At 43.6% G+C, this 15,228-nt stretch carries 14 protein-coding genes; 1 reads left to right on the forward strand and 13 read right to left on the reverse strand.

Annotated elements, in window-relative coordinates:
• Positions 1–172: 172 nt before the first annotated feature.
• The 5 genes from ASD40_RS23810 to ASD40_RS23830 form a co-directional block, all read right to left on the reverse strand.
• Positions 173–517: a GNAT family N-acetyltransferase gene (locus tag ASD40_RS23810; protein ID WP_057305635.1), complete on the reverse strand. Its 345-nt coding sequence runs from the start codon at positions 515–517 to the stop codon at positions 173–175.
• Positions 518–581: 64 nt separating this feature from the next.
• Positions 582–1,631: a Ger(x)C family spore germination protein gene (locus ASD40_RS23815; RefSeq protein WP_057305636.1), complete on the reverse strand. Its 1,050-nt coding sequence runs from the start codon at positions 1,629–1,631 to the stop codon at positions 582–584.
• Positions 1,618–2,700 (reverse strand): GerAB/ArcD/ProY family transporter, encoded by a 1,083-nt coding sequence (locus ASD40_RS23820; protein ID WP_057305637.1) that lies wholly within the window; start codon positions 2,698–2,700, stop codon positions 1,618–1,620. The genes ASD40_RS23815 and ASD40_RS23820 overlap by 14 nt, the downstream gene beginning before the upstream one ends.
• A complete protein-coding gene (locus ASD40_RS23825) occupies positions 2,697–4,013 on the reverse strand; it encodes a spore germination protein (RefSeq protein ID WP_057305638.1) in 1,317 nt (438 codons plus the stop codon). Before ASD40_RS23825 ends, ASD40_RS23820 begins: the two co-directional genes overlap by 4 nt.
• 392 nt (positions 4,014–4,405) lie before the next feature.
• Positions 4,406–4,639: a hypothetical protein gene (locus tag ASD40_RS23830; RefSeq protein ID WP_156390168.1), complete on the reverse strand. Its 234-nt coding sequence runs from the start codon at positions 4,637–4,639 to the stop codon at positions 4,406–4,408.
• Between the two features lie 352 nt (positions 4,640–4,991).
• Here ASD40_RS23830 and ASD40_RS23835 point away from each other — a divergent pair, with 352 nt between their 5' ends.
• The gene (locus tag ASD40_RS23835; protein WP_057305640.1) at positions 4,992–5,864 is read left to right on the forward strand and encodes an alpha/beta hydrolase; all 873 of its coding nucleotides are present in this window, start codon (positions 4,992–4,994) and stop codon (positions 5,862–5,864) included.
• Positions 5,865–5,872: 8 nt separating this feature from the next.
• Here ASD40_RS23835 and ASD40_RS37425 read toward each other — a convergent pair whose 3' ends face one another.
• The 8 genes from ASD40_RS37425 to ASD40_RS23870 all read right to left on the reverse strand — a co-directional run bounded on the left by ASD40_RS37425 (position 5,873) and on the right by ASD40_RS23870 (position 15,174).
• Positions 5,873–6,301 (reverse strand): hypothetical protein, encoded by a 429-nt coding sequence (locus tag ASD40_RS37425; protein ID WP_162257247.1) that lies wholly within the window; start codon positions 6,299–6,301, stop codon positions 5,873–5,875.
• Positions 6,249–6,470, reverse strand: coding sequence for a hypothetical protein (locus tag ASD40_RS37430; protein ID WP_156390170.1), 222 nt, complete (start codon positions 6,468–6,470; stop codon positions 6,249–6,251). Before ASD40_RS37430 ends, ASD40_RS37425 begins: the two co-directional genes overlap by 53 nt.
• A 202-nt stretch (positions 6,471–6,672) precedes the next feature.
• A complete protein-coding gene (gene garD, locus ASD40_RS23845; protein ID WP_057305642.1) occupies positions 6,673–8,211 on the reverse strand; it encodes a galactarate dehydratase in 1,539 nt (512 codons plus the stop codon).
• 13 nt (positions 8,212–8,224) lie between these two features.
• Positions 8,225–9,379: a glycoside hydrolase family 88/105 protein gene (locus ASD40_RS23850; protein WP_235549408.1), complete on the reverse strand. Its 1,155-nt coding sequence runs from the start codon at positions 9,377–9,379 to the stop codon at positions 8,225–8,227.
• Between the two features lie 46 nt (positions 9,380–9,425).
• Positions 9,426–11,675 (reverse strand): helix-turn-helix domain-containing protein, encoded by a 2,250-nt coding sequence (locus ASD40_RS23855; protein ID WP_057305644.1) that lies wholly within the window; start codon positions 11,673–11,675, stop codon positions 9,426–9,428.
• 99 nt (positions 11,676–11,774) lie between these two features.
• The gene (locus ASD40_RS23860) at positions 11,775–13,283 is read right to left on the reverse strand and encodes an extracellular solute-binding protein (protein ID WP_057305645.1); all 1,509 of its coding nucleotides are present in this window, start codon (positions 13,281–13,283) and stop codon (positions 11,775–11,777) included.
• A 54-nt stretch (positions 13,284–13,337) separates the two neighbouring features.
• Positions 13,338–14,219: a carbohydrate ABC transporter permease gene (locus ASD40_RS23865; RefSeq protein ID WP_082562411.1), complete on the reverse strand. Its 882-nt coding sequence runs from the start codon at positions 14,217–14,219 to the stop codon at positions 13,338–13,340.
• A gap of 22 nt (positions 14,220–14,241) precedes the next feature.
• Positions 14,242–15,174 carry an ABC transporter permease gene (locus ASD40_RS23870; protein ID WP_235549409.1) on the reverse strand — a complete coding sequence of 311 codons (933 nt, stop codon included), beginning with the start codon at positions 15,172–15,174 and terminating at the stop codon, positions 14,242–14,244.
• Between the last annotated feature and the right edge of the window lie 54 nt (positions 15,175–15,228).

Raw genomic sequence — 15,228 nt, forward strand, 5'->3', positions numbered from 1 at the left:
AAACCACGAACGAGGGAATCTGCCCGTTAACATAATGAAGGCCACCGATCATGCCGGTAGCCTCGTCCTTGGTGTTCATTTAACTATAGTTCCCCGTTAGACGGATCTATGGAAAAAATGTTGCGTTAAATCATCAGTCATCTTTTCTTCTGTTCTCGTCTTCCAGTGTTCCCTATACACGCTCCATCACAACATAATCTTTACCGCTTTTACTAAACGTGTTTTCTGTTTTACAAAGACCAAATTTCTCATAATAGGATGCTTTCTCTTTCCTGGCATTACAATATATCCGCTTCACACCTGCGCGCTCTGCTTCCTCTAACACATATATTAGAAGCTTGCTCCCGTAGCCCTTGTTTTGATGAGAAGTTAACGTAGCAAATTTTCGGAACTGCGCTTTTGCCCCACGAACGAAAAGAGACAGCACTGAAACCAGTTGCTCCTCTTCAAAAAGACCAAAGTGAGTTAGTTTCGGATTCTCAACAGTATGAAGGGCTGCAACGCGGCAGCCCTTCATATGTTTAACTATCGTTCTAGAGACCTAAAAAAGCGATTCCCCAAAACGTTTTTTCTTTTGAAAATTACAATTGGCTTACATGGACCTGAAAATTCACTTTTAGCTTTGGATAATATTCTTCTCTCCAGTTTTTTAATTCCTGATATGGAATCCGATTGCGGAAATGTTGGCCAAACCCAAAAATATCTGATTTGTTTTCTTGGGCTTTTTCAAACATCTTATTAAACTGCTTTTCGAACAGCTTTTCGAGTTCTTCATGGATCTGTTTATCCGTCACGCCCTCTTTTCTTTCCATAACTTGTATTTTTAATTTCAAATCGCATGACACTAACGGTTCATCCTTTTTCATTGACGACTTGATGTGCAATGAGCTGTTTTTTACGATTATGTCGGCAGAGCCCAGGCTCTCAATCTCTCCTGTTGCATTGCGGTGATTAAACAAATTCACCAATAGATTTTCCTTCGGATTGATCCGCTCCACTATTTTCCCTTTTTTCAAAATAGCGGCACCCTCGAAGCGTAATACTGTATCTTTGCCGGAAGAGACGATCGGAACGTTTATATCTTTCGTATAGGAATACAAACCCCGATACAATTCCCAAATGCGCGTACTCGAAACCTCCGGTGCCCACTCCCCTTTATAAAAAAAGTCATTGATAGAGGTTGCATGAACACCCACTACTTTATCAATATTCGACAACATTTTCTCAATATCGTCATCTGTAATGGCAACCAACGATCTGGACGGCAGTTGCTCTATATCCATTGAAAGTCGAACAAGTTTACCAAATTCCTCTTCGTTCTTTGCCAAGTTGTTTTGGATGACAATTAATTGTACTTGTGAGTAATCAAGGGCATCATCAGAGTTTGTCCGCATTTGTCGGAGAATATTGGAAATAGAATTGCCTTTTTCCGTTACAATTTTTGATTCTGTTTTGCCTTTTTTCGTAAAGGGAACATACAGTGTCACTCTGTATTCATCTTCGTTTCCCTTGGCTATGCCGATGAGTAAAGGAGGGGTACGCAAATTGATTTCTTTAACATCCCAGCAACCACATAGAAGGGTTAAAGCCGTAAGTACAATGAAAAGTTTGAATCGATTAATACTTTTCATAACCTGCCATCCTTCTTCGACTAAAGATGCCATAGATAAAAATGGTAAATGTAATGATGACGATAAACAAAGCGTGAGCACCTGTACTCAACACCAAAAGTTTTTCAACCATGCCCAGGTTTGGGACATATACTCCCATAAGAAATGCGATTAGAGCGAAAGCAATGATCCAATAATAAGATTTGGTTCTTTCCCAATTGAACGTTTTCTGCATAATTTGTCCGGTCATCCATAGCATTACGGCATTCAAGAAGATCGTGAATCCGATTAATGAGATACCCAAGAACAACGTTTGATGACTGAATATAAACCATCTCAAGTCAACGATATTCACCGCCTCTTGTACCGGATAACGAAACGTGACAACCGTTTCTTGTCCAAATACGAAAATTGGAAGATAAACCGTGAGGAGAATGAGCAGCGTCACATAGGTACATACCATAAACAGTTGACCGTATTTCATATTGTTTTCGGAAGGCACGAAGCCTATAAATAATAACGCTGAAAAACCCGATAGATAGTAAAATTTTGTGTTCAATAAAAATTTTGGAGATGTAGGCAAAACGGGTGAAGCATTATGTACATCAAAATTGATGATTACAGTAAATGCTATGAACAATACCAATGAATTAACGATAATGAATACAACGACAGAAGCACGCATCATCGTTTCCAACCCTTTTACTGCTGCCAAAGCAGCTAGGAAAACGAGAACAACCAGAACCGCCCAAGAAGGAGTCCGATTCAAAAAAATGGCTATGATTTCTTCGCTGTGGGCGCGAAGGCCGAATCCAACCATTGCTGTGATAACAAATGCCAAAGGGACAAGCACGATGCATGCAGCCCACTTTCCCATTTGCCTAAATATATCGATCACATCCTTTTTCGGAAAATAATCCAACCCTTTTTTGTAGATCAGTATAAATACCATTTGCAGCAATCCTGCACAAAGAATCACTACCCAATGACCACCTACCGTGATCGAATTTATGATTTTGGGATACAGCAAAAAAGCGAAGCCCCCACTCATGACACAAACCAACATTGCAAGTTGTACCCTATGGTTCACTTGGCATCCCCCTTTTCCGTTATCCGAAATGCCATATACGGAATATCGCATGTTTTAAAACTTGCCAGAATTATGCATACAAATAATAATCCGGTACATATACCCACTATGCCGAAAACGGATGCCGCAATTAAAATAAAGTATTTTAGCGTACGAATGTACAACGAGTTTTGAATTCCAACGATTGCTGAACCTGAAATCAACATTGCGGTGATGACAATGACCAATAAGCTACTGACCAATTTCGCTTCCACGACCCCTTGGCCTAGTATGACTCCTCCAACCATCGTAACGGTAGGTCCTACGGTTTTGGGGAGTCTGATAATTGCTTCAGTTACTAAATCAACTAATACGACCATAGCAAGGGTTTCAAATAAGGGTGTTAGCGGAATGCCTTCTCTGCTTTCTGCGACAAACAAGGCTAGGTCTATTTTCAATACTTCAGGATTGACTGACGTTATGGCAATATATAAAGCGGGAAGGATGAGATTGCACAATATCCCCAATCCCCTGAGGGTTCTAATGAAATATGTGAAACTGACATGGAAATTGCGATCGTTTGCAGTGGACAACATATCCCAGAACAGATGCGGAAGAACAAAGGCGTAGGGGGTATTGTCCAAAAAGAGAACGACTCTGTTCCGTTTTAATGAATAGACGGCTTGCAACGGAAGTTCAGTTATGGAGAAATGACTGACAGGTACAAATTTGTGGGCACCAAAAAGAATATTCAGGTCATTTATCGTTTCAATATCTGAGTGAGCTTGTTTCAACTTCTGGTCTATTTTTTCAATAAGATCATCCGGAGCTTTTCCTTTAAGATAAAGCATGGAAATCCTTCGCTTTGGCAGCTCTCCGACTTGATATGAGCTATGGATCAGACGCTCAGTGCCCAGTCTCATTCGGATCAGCCCTATGTTAATATCAATATCCTCTCCAAAGGCGTCCAAAGGACCTTGAACAGGGCTTTCATTTTTGGGCTCTTCAATGCTTCTCCTCAGATTTTGGGGGACGGGTTCTACAATGGCGTTACGTTGATCGTCTCCTGTTAAGATGACCAATTTGCCTTCTAGAACGGCCTTTATGATTTGTTTAGCATCAACATCATGCTGATCACTGAGGTTCGTAAATAGTTCATCAACGGAATCAGACAATTCCGCCATTTGCCGAACGTATAAATTGGACTTGGAAAAATTGATGAGCGAATTAAATCCTATAAGAAAAAGCGCCGTATGATCAAATTGCTCTTCGTGAATGAAAAAATCATCATGCTCGGCAAATGTGGATTTCATTTCCTGAACGAAATTGCCCATGAAACCATACCCCTTCAAGTAACGTGTAGCCCTATTGTTTCCAGCAAATGGAATGACTATGCACGGTCAAGCCATTTATCCACATTGCAGCCCCTCGTGTAAAATAAGGTTATATAAGCTTCAAATTCCGTAGCAATTCGTACCGGCTGTTTGCCACCGGTGGCAGCTTGAATGGCGTACTGTAACGAAGCAGATTGCGGAGATCTCATGAATAAAATATTGCTTTAGGAGTATTAAAAAGGGCAGCTTGCATTATGCAAACTGCCCTTTTTTCATTTGCATTCGAATGTAAAGTCTGTTCGGATACAACCACATCCAAACATGACGGTTTCGTGGGAATAGATACCCTATCCCTGACGATCCTTAATAATTTCGGGGAGACTTATAAAATGTTAAGCTGTTCCATTCCCTAATAATTGCCTAATAGACAAAATTGCATAATCAAAATAATCCTCTGGTGATTTACTGCTGTTCTGCTTCCAATCAACTGCAGCAGCGTAAATCATCCAACTTAGCATGGTTGCGACAATTCTTAGCTTTTCGTTACCTTCGCCCTGATACTTTTTTAATAGTAATTGATAAATAATATGTTCGAGTTCTTTTTTTATTATGGCTTCTACATTCACACTCATATCATCATAACTTGCTCATTAAGTAATGTACTGTAATATTTATTGTCCGTAGCATTTTACATCCTGCATATTGCTTGATTGCAGTATTCGACCAAATTCCGGGCTTCATCCGCACCCCGTGTGCTCAGATTCATCGCCATCATGACTTCCGCGCCGACCTGTTTAGCCCATTCCGCGAAATCATTGGTACCCACGCGGTTGGTTTCCGTCGTCCACCACGCCGATTATCGTACTTCTCCGTTAGCGTAGTCGCCACACTTTCCGATAATAACTCTTTCCATTAACGATTGTCTCTTGTAAGATTTATTTAGAGGAAGGTCAAAAGAAATGCGGAGGGATCATCATTATGAATACTTACCTTGAAGACTTTGAAACGTACACCGCCCGTGATGGTGCTCAACTTCCATACCGTTTTTTTGAGGGTCCATCCGATGTAGTGCTTATTTTTCTGCACGGCATTACAGAACCTAGCCTGTATTTGAGGGAATTCGGCCAATATGTATCCCAACTTGGGCTCGCCACCGTGTGCCTTCCGGATCTACGTGGATATGGAAATCATCCCATTCGACGCGGTGATATTGACTACATCGGGCAACTTGATGATGATATGGAAGACCTGTTCCGTTTTGTTCAGAAGCGTCATCCCGGTGCAAGGATCATTGTCGGAGGTCATTCTGCGGGAGGTGCAACCGCACTCAGACAAACAATACGACCGATTCACAAGGACATTTTTGCCTATTTACTCGTTTCACCAGCACTTAGCCCCAATGCGCCACTTGATCGAAAAGGTGGATCAGGTAACGAATCCAAGGTGAGCATTCCACGATATCTGTTGTTAATGCTTCTCAATGCACTTGGCATTCACCGTTATAACCACACTATTGTATACCGCAGACTCACACCGATTGAAAAGCTACATGGGACTGAATCCTGCAATCTTAGCTATCGGCTCGCCTTGTCGCGCATGGTAGGGAATAATTACGAAAAATATTTGTCACAGTTGACCCAACCGACTTTCGTTATGGTTGGGGCTGATGATGAGGTATTCGACGCTGGTGCATATAAACCACTTTATGAAAGATTTTGCAAGGCTGAGGTCCGCATCATCGCTGATCAAAATCACGACTCAATTGTAAAAACAGAAAATGCACTCTCAATCATGGGGAACTGGCTCAGAGTGATGCTGGGAGAGGGACAAGCTACCCACATGAAATGCTAGCAAGCCATTTATTCTCGTAAGCAAACTAATTGTCCAGAAGGGATTTCTACCAGTTCTCCCTTGGGTCCGATTTCGAAATGACCCAACACTTGATTGACCAATCCCGTCTGCGGGGAAAACATCATATAGGCCATCCCGAAAACCAGCGCCCAAGACAGAAAATGCGGAAGGTAAACAATTGTTTGCACCGAACGCTTGTAAGCGAATTTACGAACCTCATTCAGCAACAGAGCCAGAATAATTGGCGCCGGGAAGGAAAAAGCGACCTGATAAAACGAAACGACAAGCGTATTCTTGAAAATCTTCATAAACTGCGGCTGTTTGTACAACGTAACGAACCAATCAAATCCGACCCATTTGCTCTTGATGAACCCCTCAAAAATGTTATAGTCCTTGAAAGCAATGACACTCCCCAATAAGGGGATGTACTTGAACAAGATAAAGTAGGCCACTACCAGCAAGAGCATGATGTACAGGGGCCAGTTTTTGCTGATAAATCTCATCGTCGTAGCTGATGCTTCCGATGACCGTGATCACGATGGTAATGATAGCGGTCATCATGACCATTAGTTTCCATTGCAGCGAATGACGCAGTTTGCGGTACACATCTTCCACCCCCCGGCTATTGATATATGATTGCGGTCTTATATCGGCACAATGATGCTCTGGAGTGCCCATATGTCCTTGCCATACCAAGCTTAATCGGATAGACGCATGTCAAACAACCCTTTCGCTTTCAAGCGAACAGGGCTGTTTATTCATTACATTTATTCAATTTGGATTAACGTCATACAACGCCCTACATTGACTAGGTTACTGGAGCTGGATTAAACAGACACAAAGCATTGTGCAATCCCCAGTGGTCTGCCCAAGTCTTCTTTTTCCCGCTTGCTACATCTACGATCATGCGAAAAATCTCCCAGCCCACTTCTTCAATAGTTGCTTCACCCGTTGCTATCGTTCCTGCATTCACATCGATTAAATCATGCCACTGTTCCGTTAAAGAATTCCGAGTAGAAACTTTAATAACTGGTGCCATCGCTAACCCATAAGGTGTGCCTCTACCCGTTGTAAAAACTTGCATATTTACCCCCGAGGCTAGTTGCAAAGTACCGCACACAAAATCACTTGCAGGTGTCGCCGCATAAATGAGCCCTTTTTGAGTCGCTTTTTCACCCGGGGATAATACGCCTACAATGGGACTGCTACCCGATTTGATAATCGATCCGAGTGACTTCTCCACCACATTCACCAAGCCGCCTCTTTTATTTCCCGGTGACGGATTCGCACTCCGATCCGCTTGACCTTTTTGCAAATAATGATCGTACCACTTCATTTCTTGTATTAATGCCTGGCCCACTGTTTGATTGATTACGCGCGGCGTTAGCAGGTGAACGGCATCCCGCACTTCGGTGACCTCTGAGAATAGAACCGTTGCGCCAGCTTGAACCAACAGATCAGCGGCAAACCCTACCGCCGGGTTCGCCGTCACCCCAGAAAAAGCATCACTTCCTCCACATTGTAAACCAACTACTAGGTCGGATACAGGACAAGTTACGCGCTGTCGTCGATTCAACTTTACCAATTTCTCTTCCGCCATACTCATAATGGACTGAATCATAATCATAAAACCATGATGATCTTGCAGAGATACGATGTTGGAAGAGTCTCCGTCCGGAAGTAATCTTTCCGGTATTAACTTCTCACAACCCAACCCTACTACTAGAACTTCACCGCCAAAATTGGGATTGGTCGCGATATTTTGAATGGTGCGAATCGGAATGATAGCATCAGGAGCATTAATCGCAACTCCGCAACCATAATTATGAGTTAAAGCCACGACATCCTCTACATTTGGATAGCCCGGAAGCAATTGTTCTTTAATCTTTTTCACTGCATAGTCAAGCACCCCTGCAACACATTGAACGCTGGTAGTGATTCCCAGTATATTTTTCGTGCCGACACTGCCTTCTTCGTTACGATATCCCTCAAAAGTGTACCCTTCAAGCGGCGGCAGCGGTAACGGTATATGATTGGCAATCGGCAGCTCATCTAACTCAGGAGGTGTAGGGAGTCTTACCAACTTCTCCTCCACCCAACTACCTTGTAGGATCCGACTATCCGCATACCCGATAACTTCACCGTAGCGAACGATAGGTTCATCCTGCTCTAAATCAATTAGGGCTACTTTATGCCCTTGCGGAATGCTATCCCTAAGTTCTAGACCACAAGAAAAGATGCTCCCTCTAGACAACCCACCGGAATTAACGATAATCGCAACATTATCCTCGGCGTGAACCTTTATGTAAAGAGGCGTTTCATTTTGACTTTTTGCTCGCTCAGACATATATATGTCCTCCTTATATCATGATCCCGGTCTCACGGATATCATCAGGATCGGAATTAACACCAAGCCGATTAATCTCGTTGTAGGCCATCAGCAGCGGTGCTACACCATGCCCGTTATTGTCTACGATTTGTTCGGCGAAGAAATAATACGCAAGACTGCCATCTCGCATTTGTCCGGTTTCCGGCTTTTTGCCAAGGCCGGCACTTCGGCAAATGCCGCCTAACAGCACTTCACCGTCTTCTTCCCTCAGGTAACGAGCAATCGTTCCGTTAAAAGCCTGTATGCCGTATACGGCATACTCTTTTGACAGATATCCCAATCGTGCACTTTTCATAATGGCATAAGCTAACATCAGTGTGCCGCTGGCTTCAAGATAATTTCCTGAATGCTCCTTCTTATCCACGACCTGATACCACATACCCTCGCTATGCTGGTACGGCAGCATGTCATCTATAAGCTCCTTGATATAGGCTTTGAGGATGCCGGTGTCTGCCGGCTCTCCTTCAAGCAGCTCCAACACATCCACCAGTGCCATCGCGAACCAGCCGACCGCACGCCCCCACACATTTGGTGATTGCCCTGTTGATTTATCGCACCAGAAAATGTCGCGACTCTCGTCATAAGCGTGGGTGTACAACCGCTTCTCGTTGTTATATATAAATTGGCGGACATTTTTGAACTGCTGCAGCGTATCGGAATAATCCTTGACCTCTACGAATTGCTTCACGTACTGAACATAGAACGGCTGCCCCATATACAATCCATCCAACCAAACCTGGTAGGGATAGTTTTCTTTATGCCAGAACGAACCGGAACTCGTTCTCGGGTAAGAAGCCAACTGCTGATACAACATATCCATGATCCTTTTATATTTGGGCTCCCGCTCCCTTTGGTATAGCGTAAACAAAACTCCAGCCATCCGGATTTGGTCGATATTATAACTGCCGATCTGGATTTCAGGGATATTACCATCGGCATCAAATAGCCGATCGATATAGCTTTTTACAAAGTTATATTCTCTTTCACTGCCGGTTTGCTCGTAGCTGTCCAAATATGCCTTTAAGATACAGCCCTCGATATAATGCCACCTTACGGAATACCACTTCTCACTGGACATATAGGCTGCTTTCAGTTTTTCTACCAATTCATAGGTCAACAGGTGCACCTCCATGATGGATAAAGAGATTATGGTTCAGTCACCGAGCTTGCGTTTACTGTGATCTCGAAAGGGCCTCTCGATACTGGCCCGGCGTCATGCCAGTAGCTTTGCGGAAGGTCCGGATAAATCCTGTGGAGTTGGTATAGTTGAGACGCTCCGCGATTTCCGTAATCTTCATATTGCTGTCCTTTAACCACAGTTTCGCCATATTCATCCGGTAATTCGTCAAATAATCGATAAACGTCGTTCCAATCTCTTTCTTGAACACTCGGCTCAAATAAACGGGATGAAATCGGAATTGCGCAGCGCACGATTCCAAAGTAAGATCCTGATCGTATTTTTCGTGAATGAGCTCGATCATTTGGTGGGCAATATTGATATATTGCGAATCAATACGGCTTTGCAGGAAGGCAAGGGTGGGCGGGATCAGCTCCGTCTTAAACCACGTCATAATTTCCTCCGCCGTATTCAATTTCATGAATCGGATAATGACCGATTTGGCGCCGACTAATCCATCCAGCATGCCACCTTGCTGCCCAACAAGCCGATAAATTTTGGCGATTAATTGAAGCATAAATATTTGAAAATCATTGAACGAAACGCTCTTCTCTAGAATCGCTGACGCATACTGGTTATAATGCTCGTAAGCAGAAGCAGCATCGCCTGTTTTAAGCCCATTCATCAAGCTCTCTTCAAGGTGATTCCAAGAAGCAGCAGGCTGAACGCTGTTCCGGTGAACCGGTTCGATATCTTCATAGCCCAGGATGAGCTCGTTTCCAAGACTAATTCTGCGTTTCAAAGCCTCCAACGCCTCTGAGTAGGCATCCATCGCATTCGTGTACCTATGAAACGGCCGACTGATGCCGATACTGATTTTGAGCTGAAGCAGCTCGTGCACCTTCGACTTCATAAGCTCCGCCATTTGGTAGAAGTAGCCCTTCAACTCATCCGGATCCTCAGAATCTCCTAGCAGAAGCGTCACCTGAGACTGGTCCAGCAGCAAAGTACCCAGGATACGGTCATTGGGGATCAGCTCCCCAACGACGTTATTAATCGCGAATAACAGCAGCTCCTTATCGCTATCCAAATATCTGGTGCCCTCTAGAGAATCGATTTGCAAGGCGAGTACTCCTAGCGCCTTCCCCTTTTCCCCAAAGCCATAGGTCTCATACTTATAGGAGAATTCACTCTCTGTGACCTGTCCCATGATCAACTTCAATAAGAAAAATTCCTTCACCTGCCCACTCTGAACCTGCAGCTGCTGCTGAAGCTGCTTTCTCGTGCTAAACAAGGAAGAAAAGCGCTCTTCGATTAATGCGAATTCATCCCGCTTTTTATTCCCTTTGGACTCTCCTCCGAACTGCTCCATCATCATAAATAGCCGATGGATCGGCCTATACATGCGGCGGGTTCCGTAGAAGGCGGCTAATGCGATTAGAATAAAAATAATCACACAAGCATTTAAGGTGATGAAGGCAATTTTCTTAGATTCCTTCGTAATTGCATCAATGGACACGACCGAAACATAGGACCAGCCGTTATAAGAGGAAACTCTATAGTTGACCCCCATATCGTTTGTTTCAAAGGCCCCCTCTGGTTCCGTCGCGACATTCATCCTTTGCAGGATGGAAGGCTGGATCCCTACAGTGCTGGAACTAGCTAAGAACGGCTCCCTGTTTCGATTAAGCACATAAATATTTCCTAATTGGGTATTTTGGGCCAAATTACTCAGTAAAGCATCATGCGACATGTCAATCATCAACAACGCTTTAGGAGTGGTCGTAGAGGCAATCATTGGAAGCTTGACGACCAACCGGATCTTATTTTCATCTAAGGATTTACCGATAGTAGCTAACCAAAATAAATTTTGCGGGCGCTTGGCATAATCGCTCAGTAAATCTCGATTCACAAAATCGTCTGTTGTTGTAAATCCGAGATTGCTGATCATCCAGTCGTGCTCCAAGTTAATCAGCTGCGTGTCGGCCACACCTGCAATCGAATGAAGATTATACAAGCCTTTGGAGAGATTGTTGATCGTTTGAAAATCATCATTCTGTAAATCATGGTAGATGAAATCGCTTACCAACGGTGAGTTGATGTACTGTACAGCGCCCATTTCCACGTTCTTTAAGATTTGCTCCATTCGCATCTGGTTTTGCAGCAGGATCTGTACATTCCCCTCATTAACTTTCTTCCCAATATCCTTTGAGGCAATATAGTAGGAGATGAGCCCAATGCAAACGACCGGAACTGCGCTGAGCAGAAGAGAGAAGACAAGCATTCGATATAAGTATTTTGGCAACGGAAACCTCTCCTTTCTTCGCTTTCAAGGATTCGACATTACCATTATATCAGAGGAATCTACGATGCCTATGCATACAAATACTAGAATTAGAGTGTCTTACTTCTTCTGCTTCGCATACTCAGCCGTATATTCTTCAATCACCTTATCACCGCCGGCTTTTCTCCATTTATCCACTTCTGCTTGCCAACCAGCCTCATCAATTTTCCCCATAATAAATTTGGTTTGGGCATCACGAATTAATGTATCCAATTCTCCGCCTTTTTCAGAATACGTCTTGGAGTTCATTGTTAAAGCCACATTGGGCACCACATTCTTCAGGTTGTCAGCAATGACCTTCCAACCTTTCGCCTGCAAATCTGATAATTTCAGAGGCAGACCCGTTCCGGTCACCTCAAATGAAGGCAGACTGTCACGATATGGCTTAACCTCGAGATTAAATTGGGTCAAGTCTTTAAACTCTGCTTTTCCGTCAGCCGTCTTCGTAAAATGTTTGCCCTCAATCCCTCTGGTTAAAAGTGTCGACATCTCTGGCTCCAGCAGTTTATCGAAGAAGCCCAGCAGTCGCTTTAATTCCGCTTCCGACTTAACACTCGATTTCGGGAAGACGAAGAAGCCGTTATTGCCGGGCTCAGCCGGTACACGATTGCCTGACGGTCCCATATAAGGTGCAATATCAACTACACCATTAGGTACAGCTTTCTTTAGATTGTCTTGCGAGGTCGCAGCTGCCGAGGCAACGGTATTAACCCGAATCCCCACCTTGCCTGCATTCCATTTATTATCGGCATCAGCTGTTTGTACAACGGAAAAGTCCTGATTGATTAATTTTTCCTGATATAGTCTGCGAAGCAGTTTCATGGACTCGAAATATGGTTTGGTCATAAATTCAGCTGTCACCTTACCTCCTTCTATCCCCCATTTATTCGGTGCTCCCTGAGAAACGGCAAGTCGGGTCAGAAAGGAGCTGCTGGCAACCGGGTCGTTATAGGACTTATCAAGAAAAATACCATACGAATCGTTCTGACCATTCTTATCAGGATCCTTCTCCGCGATGGTCTTCATGAGGTTATACCAGTCATCTAAGGCTACCGGCGTCTTTAGGCCAAGTTCATCAAACCAATCCTTCCGATACGTGATACCGGCACGGCCAATGTCCCGATACAAAGGCAAACTATATAACTTGCCATCAACCTTTAAATTTTCATAATACAGTGCGTTGACACCTGATAAGTTTTTATAATCCTTCAACAAAGGGCCGATCTCCCAAAACAAGCCGGATTGGATCGCGCTAAGCGTAGTGGCGTTTGATGTAATTTTAAATGCTTTGGGCATTTCATTAGAGGCAATCATGATGTTTTTCTTATCTTCGAAAGCAGCGGATGGAATCCATTGTATATCGATTTTTGAATTCGTATATTTCTCGATAGCCTGCTCCACTTCACTGCCTTTTTTCGGAGCTTCTCCGATTTGAGGCGTAGCAATAGTAACTTCCAGCGGTGTATTGTCCTGCTGTGCAATTGGTGAACTCTTCTCGCCTGCGCACCCCGCTAAAACACTTATAGTCGTCAGTAATGAAACCACAGTAATACAGCGCTTACATACCATACATAACCCCTCCTGAATGTTTGTTTATGGAAACGGAAACTCTTCGAGAAAGAGTTATCCTTTTACCGATCCTAATAGCACACCCTTGGCAAAATGCTTCTGTAAGAACGGGTAGACGAGCACAATCGGGACGGTCGCAACTACAATGGAAGCCATTCGAATAGTCTGCGGTAAAAAGTCAGTTGGATCTTGCTGTGATGTGGTATTCCCGATTTGATCCTGAGATAACAAAACAATTTGTCTCAAAATAACCTGGACTGGAAATTTCTCCGCATCGTTCATATACATCACCGCATTAAAGAATGTATTCCAATGTCCCACGGCATAGAAAAGTCCGAAGGTAGCCATCGCCGGCATCGATAATGGCAAAATAATACGAAACAAAATCCCTACATCATTACAGCCATCGATCTTCGCCGAATCTACTAAGCTTTCGGGAATTTGCTGAAAAAAGTTCTTGAGCACGATTAAATTAAATGCGCTTATAGCAGTCGGAATCATCAGGGACCAGTACGTGTTGATCATACCGAAGGCCTTGACTACAAAGTAGGTCGGGATCAAACCTCCGCTGAACAGCATCGTAATTAAAATCATGAGAAGTATCGTCTTGCGCCCTCGTAAGGTCGCTTTAGCCAACGGGTAAGCGGTAAACGAGGTCAACAGCAGGTTGATCAACGTTCCGAACACTGTAATATAAATCGAGATAAGAATACTCCGAACCATCGTATCGGTGGAAAAGATGTATTTATATGCCCCTAAGGTAAACTTCGAAGGAAATAAGAGCAGCCCGCCTTTAGCCACCTCCCCTGGGGAAGCAAAAGACATTGAAACGATATATACGAAAGGAATGATTGTGATTAGGGATACAAGGGTCAACAACGAATAGTTTACCGTATTAAACAGCCGATTGCTCCAATTCTTATCCTCTGCCAGCATATTGACAGCCTCCTGACGCTTTTTAATATACGCCTTCTTCGCCGAATTTTTTCGCTATCCAATTGGACCCGAGTACGAGGACAAGCCCAACCAGGGATTTAAACATCCCGACCGCGGCACTATAGCTGTATTGTCCTTGCGTCAAGCCTTTCATATATACAAAAGTATCAAACACTTCCCCGACTTCTCGGTTCATGGAGTTAAGCATCAGAAAGATGTGCTCGAAACCCGTGTCCAAAAAACTGCCCAAGCGTAGAATAAACAAGATGACGATCGTACTGCGAATAGCTGGTAATGTAATATGCCACAACTGGCGCCATCGCCCAGCTCCATCCATACGAGCCGCTTCATATAGCTGAAGATCGACTCCGGACAGCGCTGCGAGGAAAATAATCGTTCCCCAGCCTGCCTCTTTCCAAATCGACTGGCTAATGATCATCGGTCTGAACCAATCCTCACTTAGCATGAACGGAATTTTCTCGAAACCGATTTTTTGGAGCAGTTCGTTTACTACTCCACCTTCAGTTGTAAATAACACATAGAAGATACCAACCGCTACTACCCATGAAATAAAATGTGGCAAATACAATAGCGTCTGAGCAAAGCGTTTGAATAGCCCAATTCGAACTTCATTCAACATAAGCGCTAGTACGATAGGCAGCGGGAAGAAAAACACCAAGTTATAAATCGCTAACAAAATGGTATTACGGAACAGTATCCAAAACTGAGGCTCTGAAAAAAATCGTTCGAAATGCTTCAGCCCTGCCCAGGGACTATTCATAAAACCTAGATGCGGTTTATAGTCCTCAAAAGCCATGAGTAAGCCAAACATTGGAACATATTTAAAAATGATAAAATATAAAATGCCTGGTAATAAGATTACATATAACCATCGATCCCTGACAATATCCCTTATGAACAAAGATTCTTTAAAGAAACGGTAATTGGTTCTCATTTGTAACTGAGCTTCATACTGCTCCTTCATCCGCCGTCCCCCCTGACTGAATTC

The organism is Paenibacillus sp. Root444D2, from assembly GCF_001426375.1.
In the GTDB taxonomy this organism is placed as follows: domain Bacteria; phylum Bacillota; class Bacilli; order Paenibacillales; family NBRC-103111; genus Paenibacillus_E.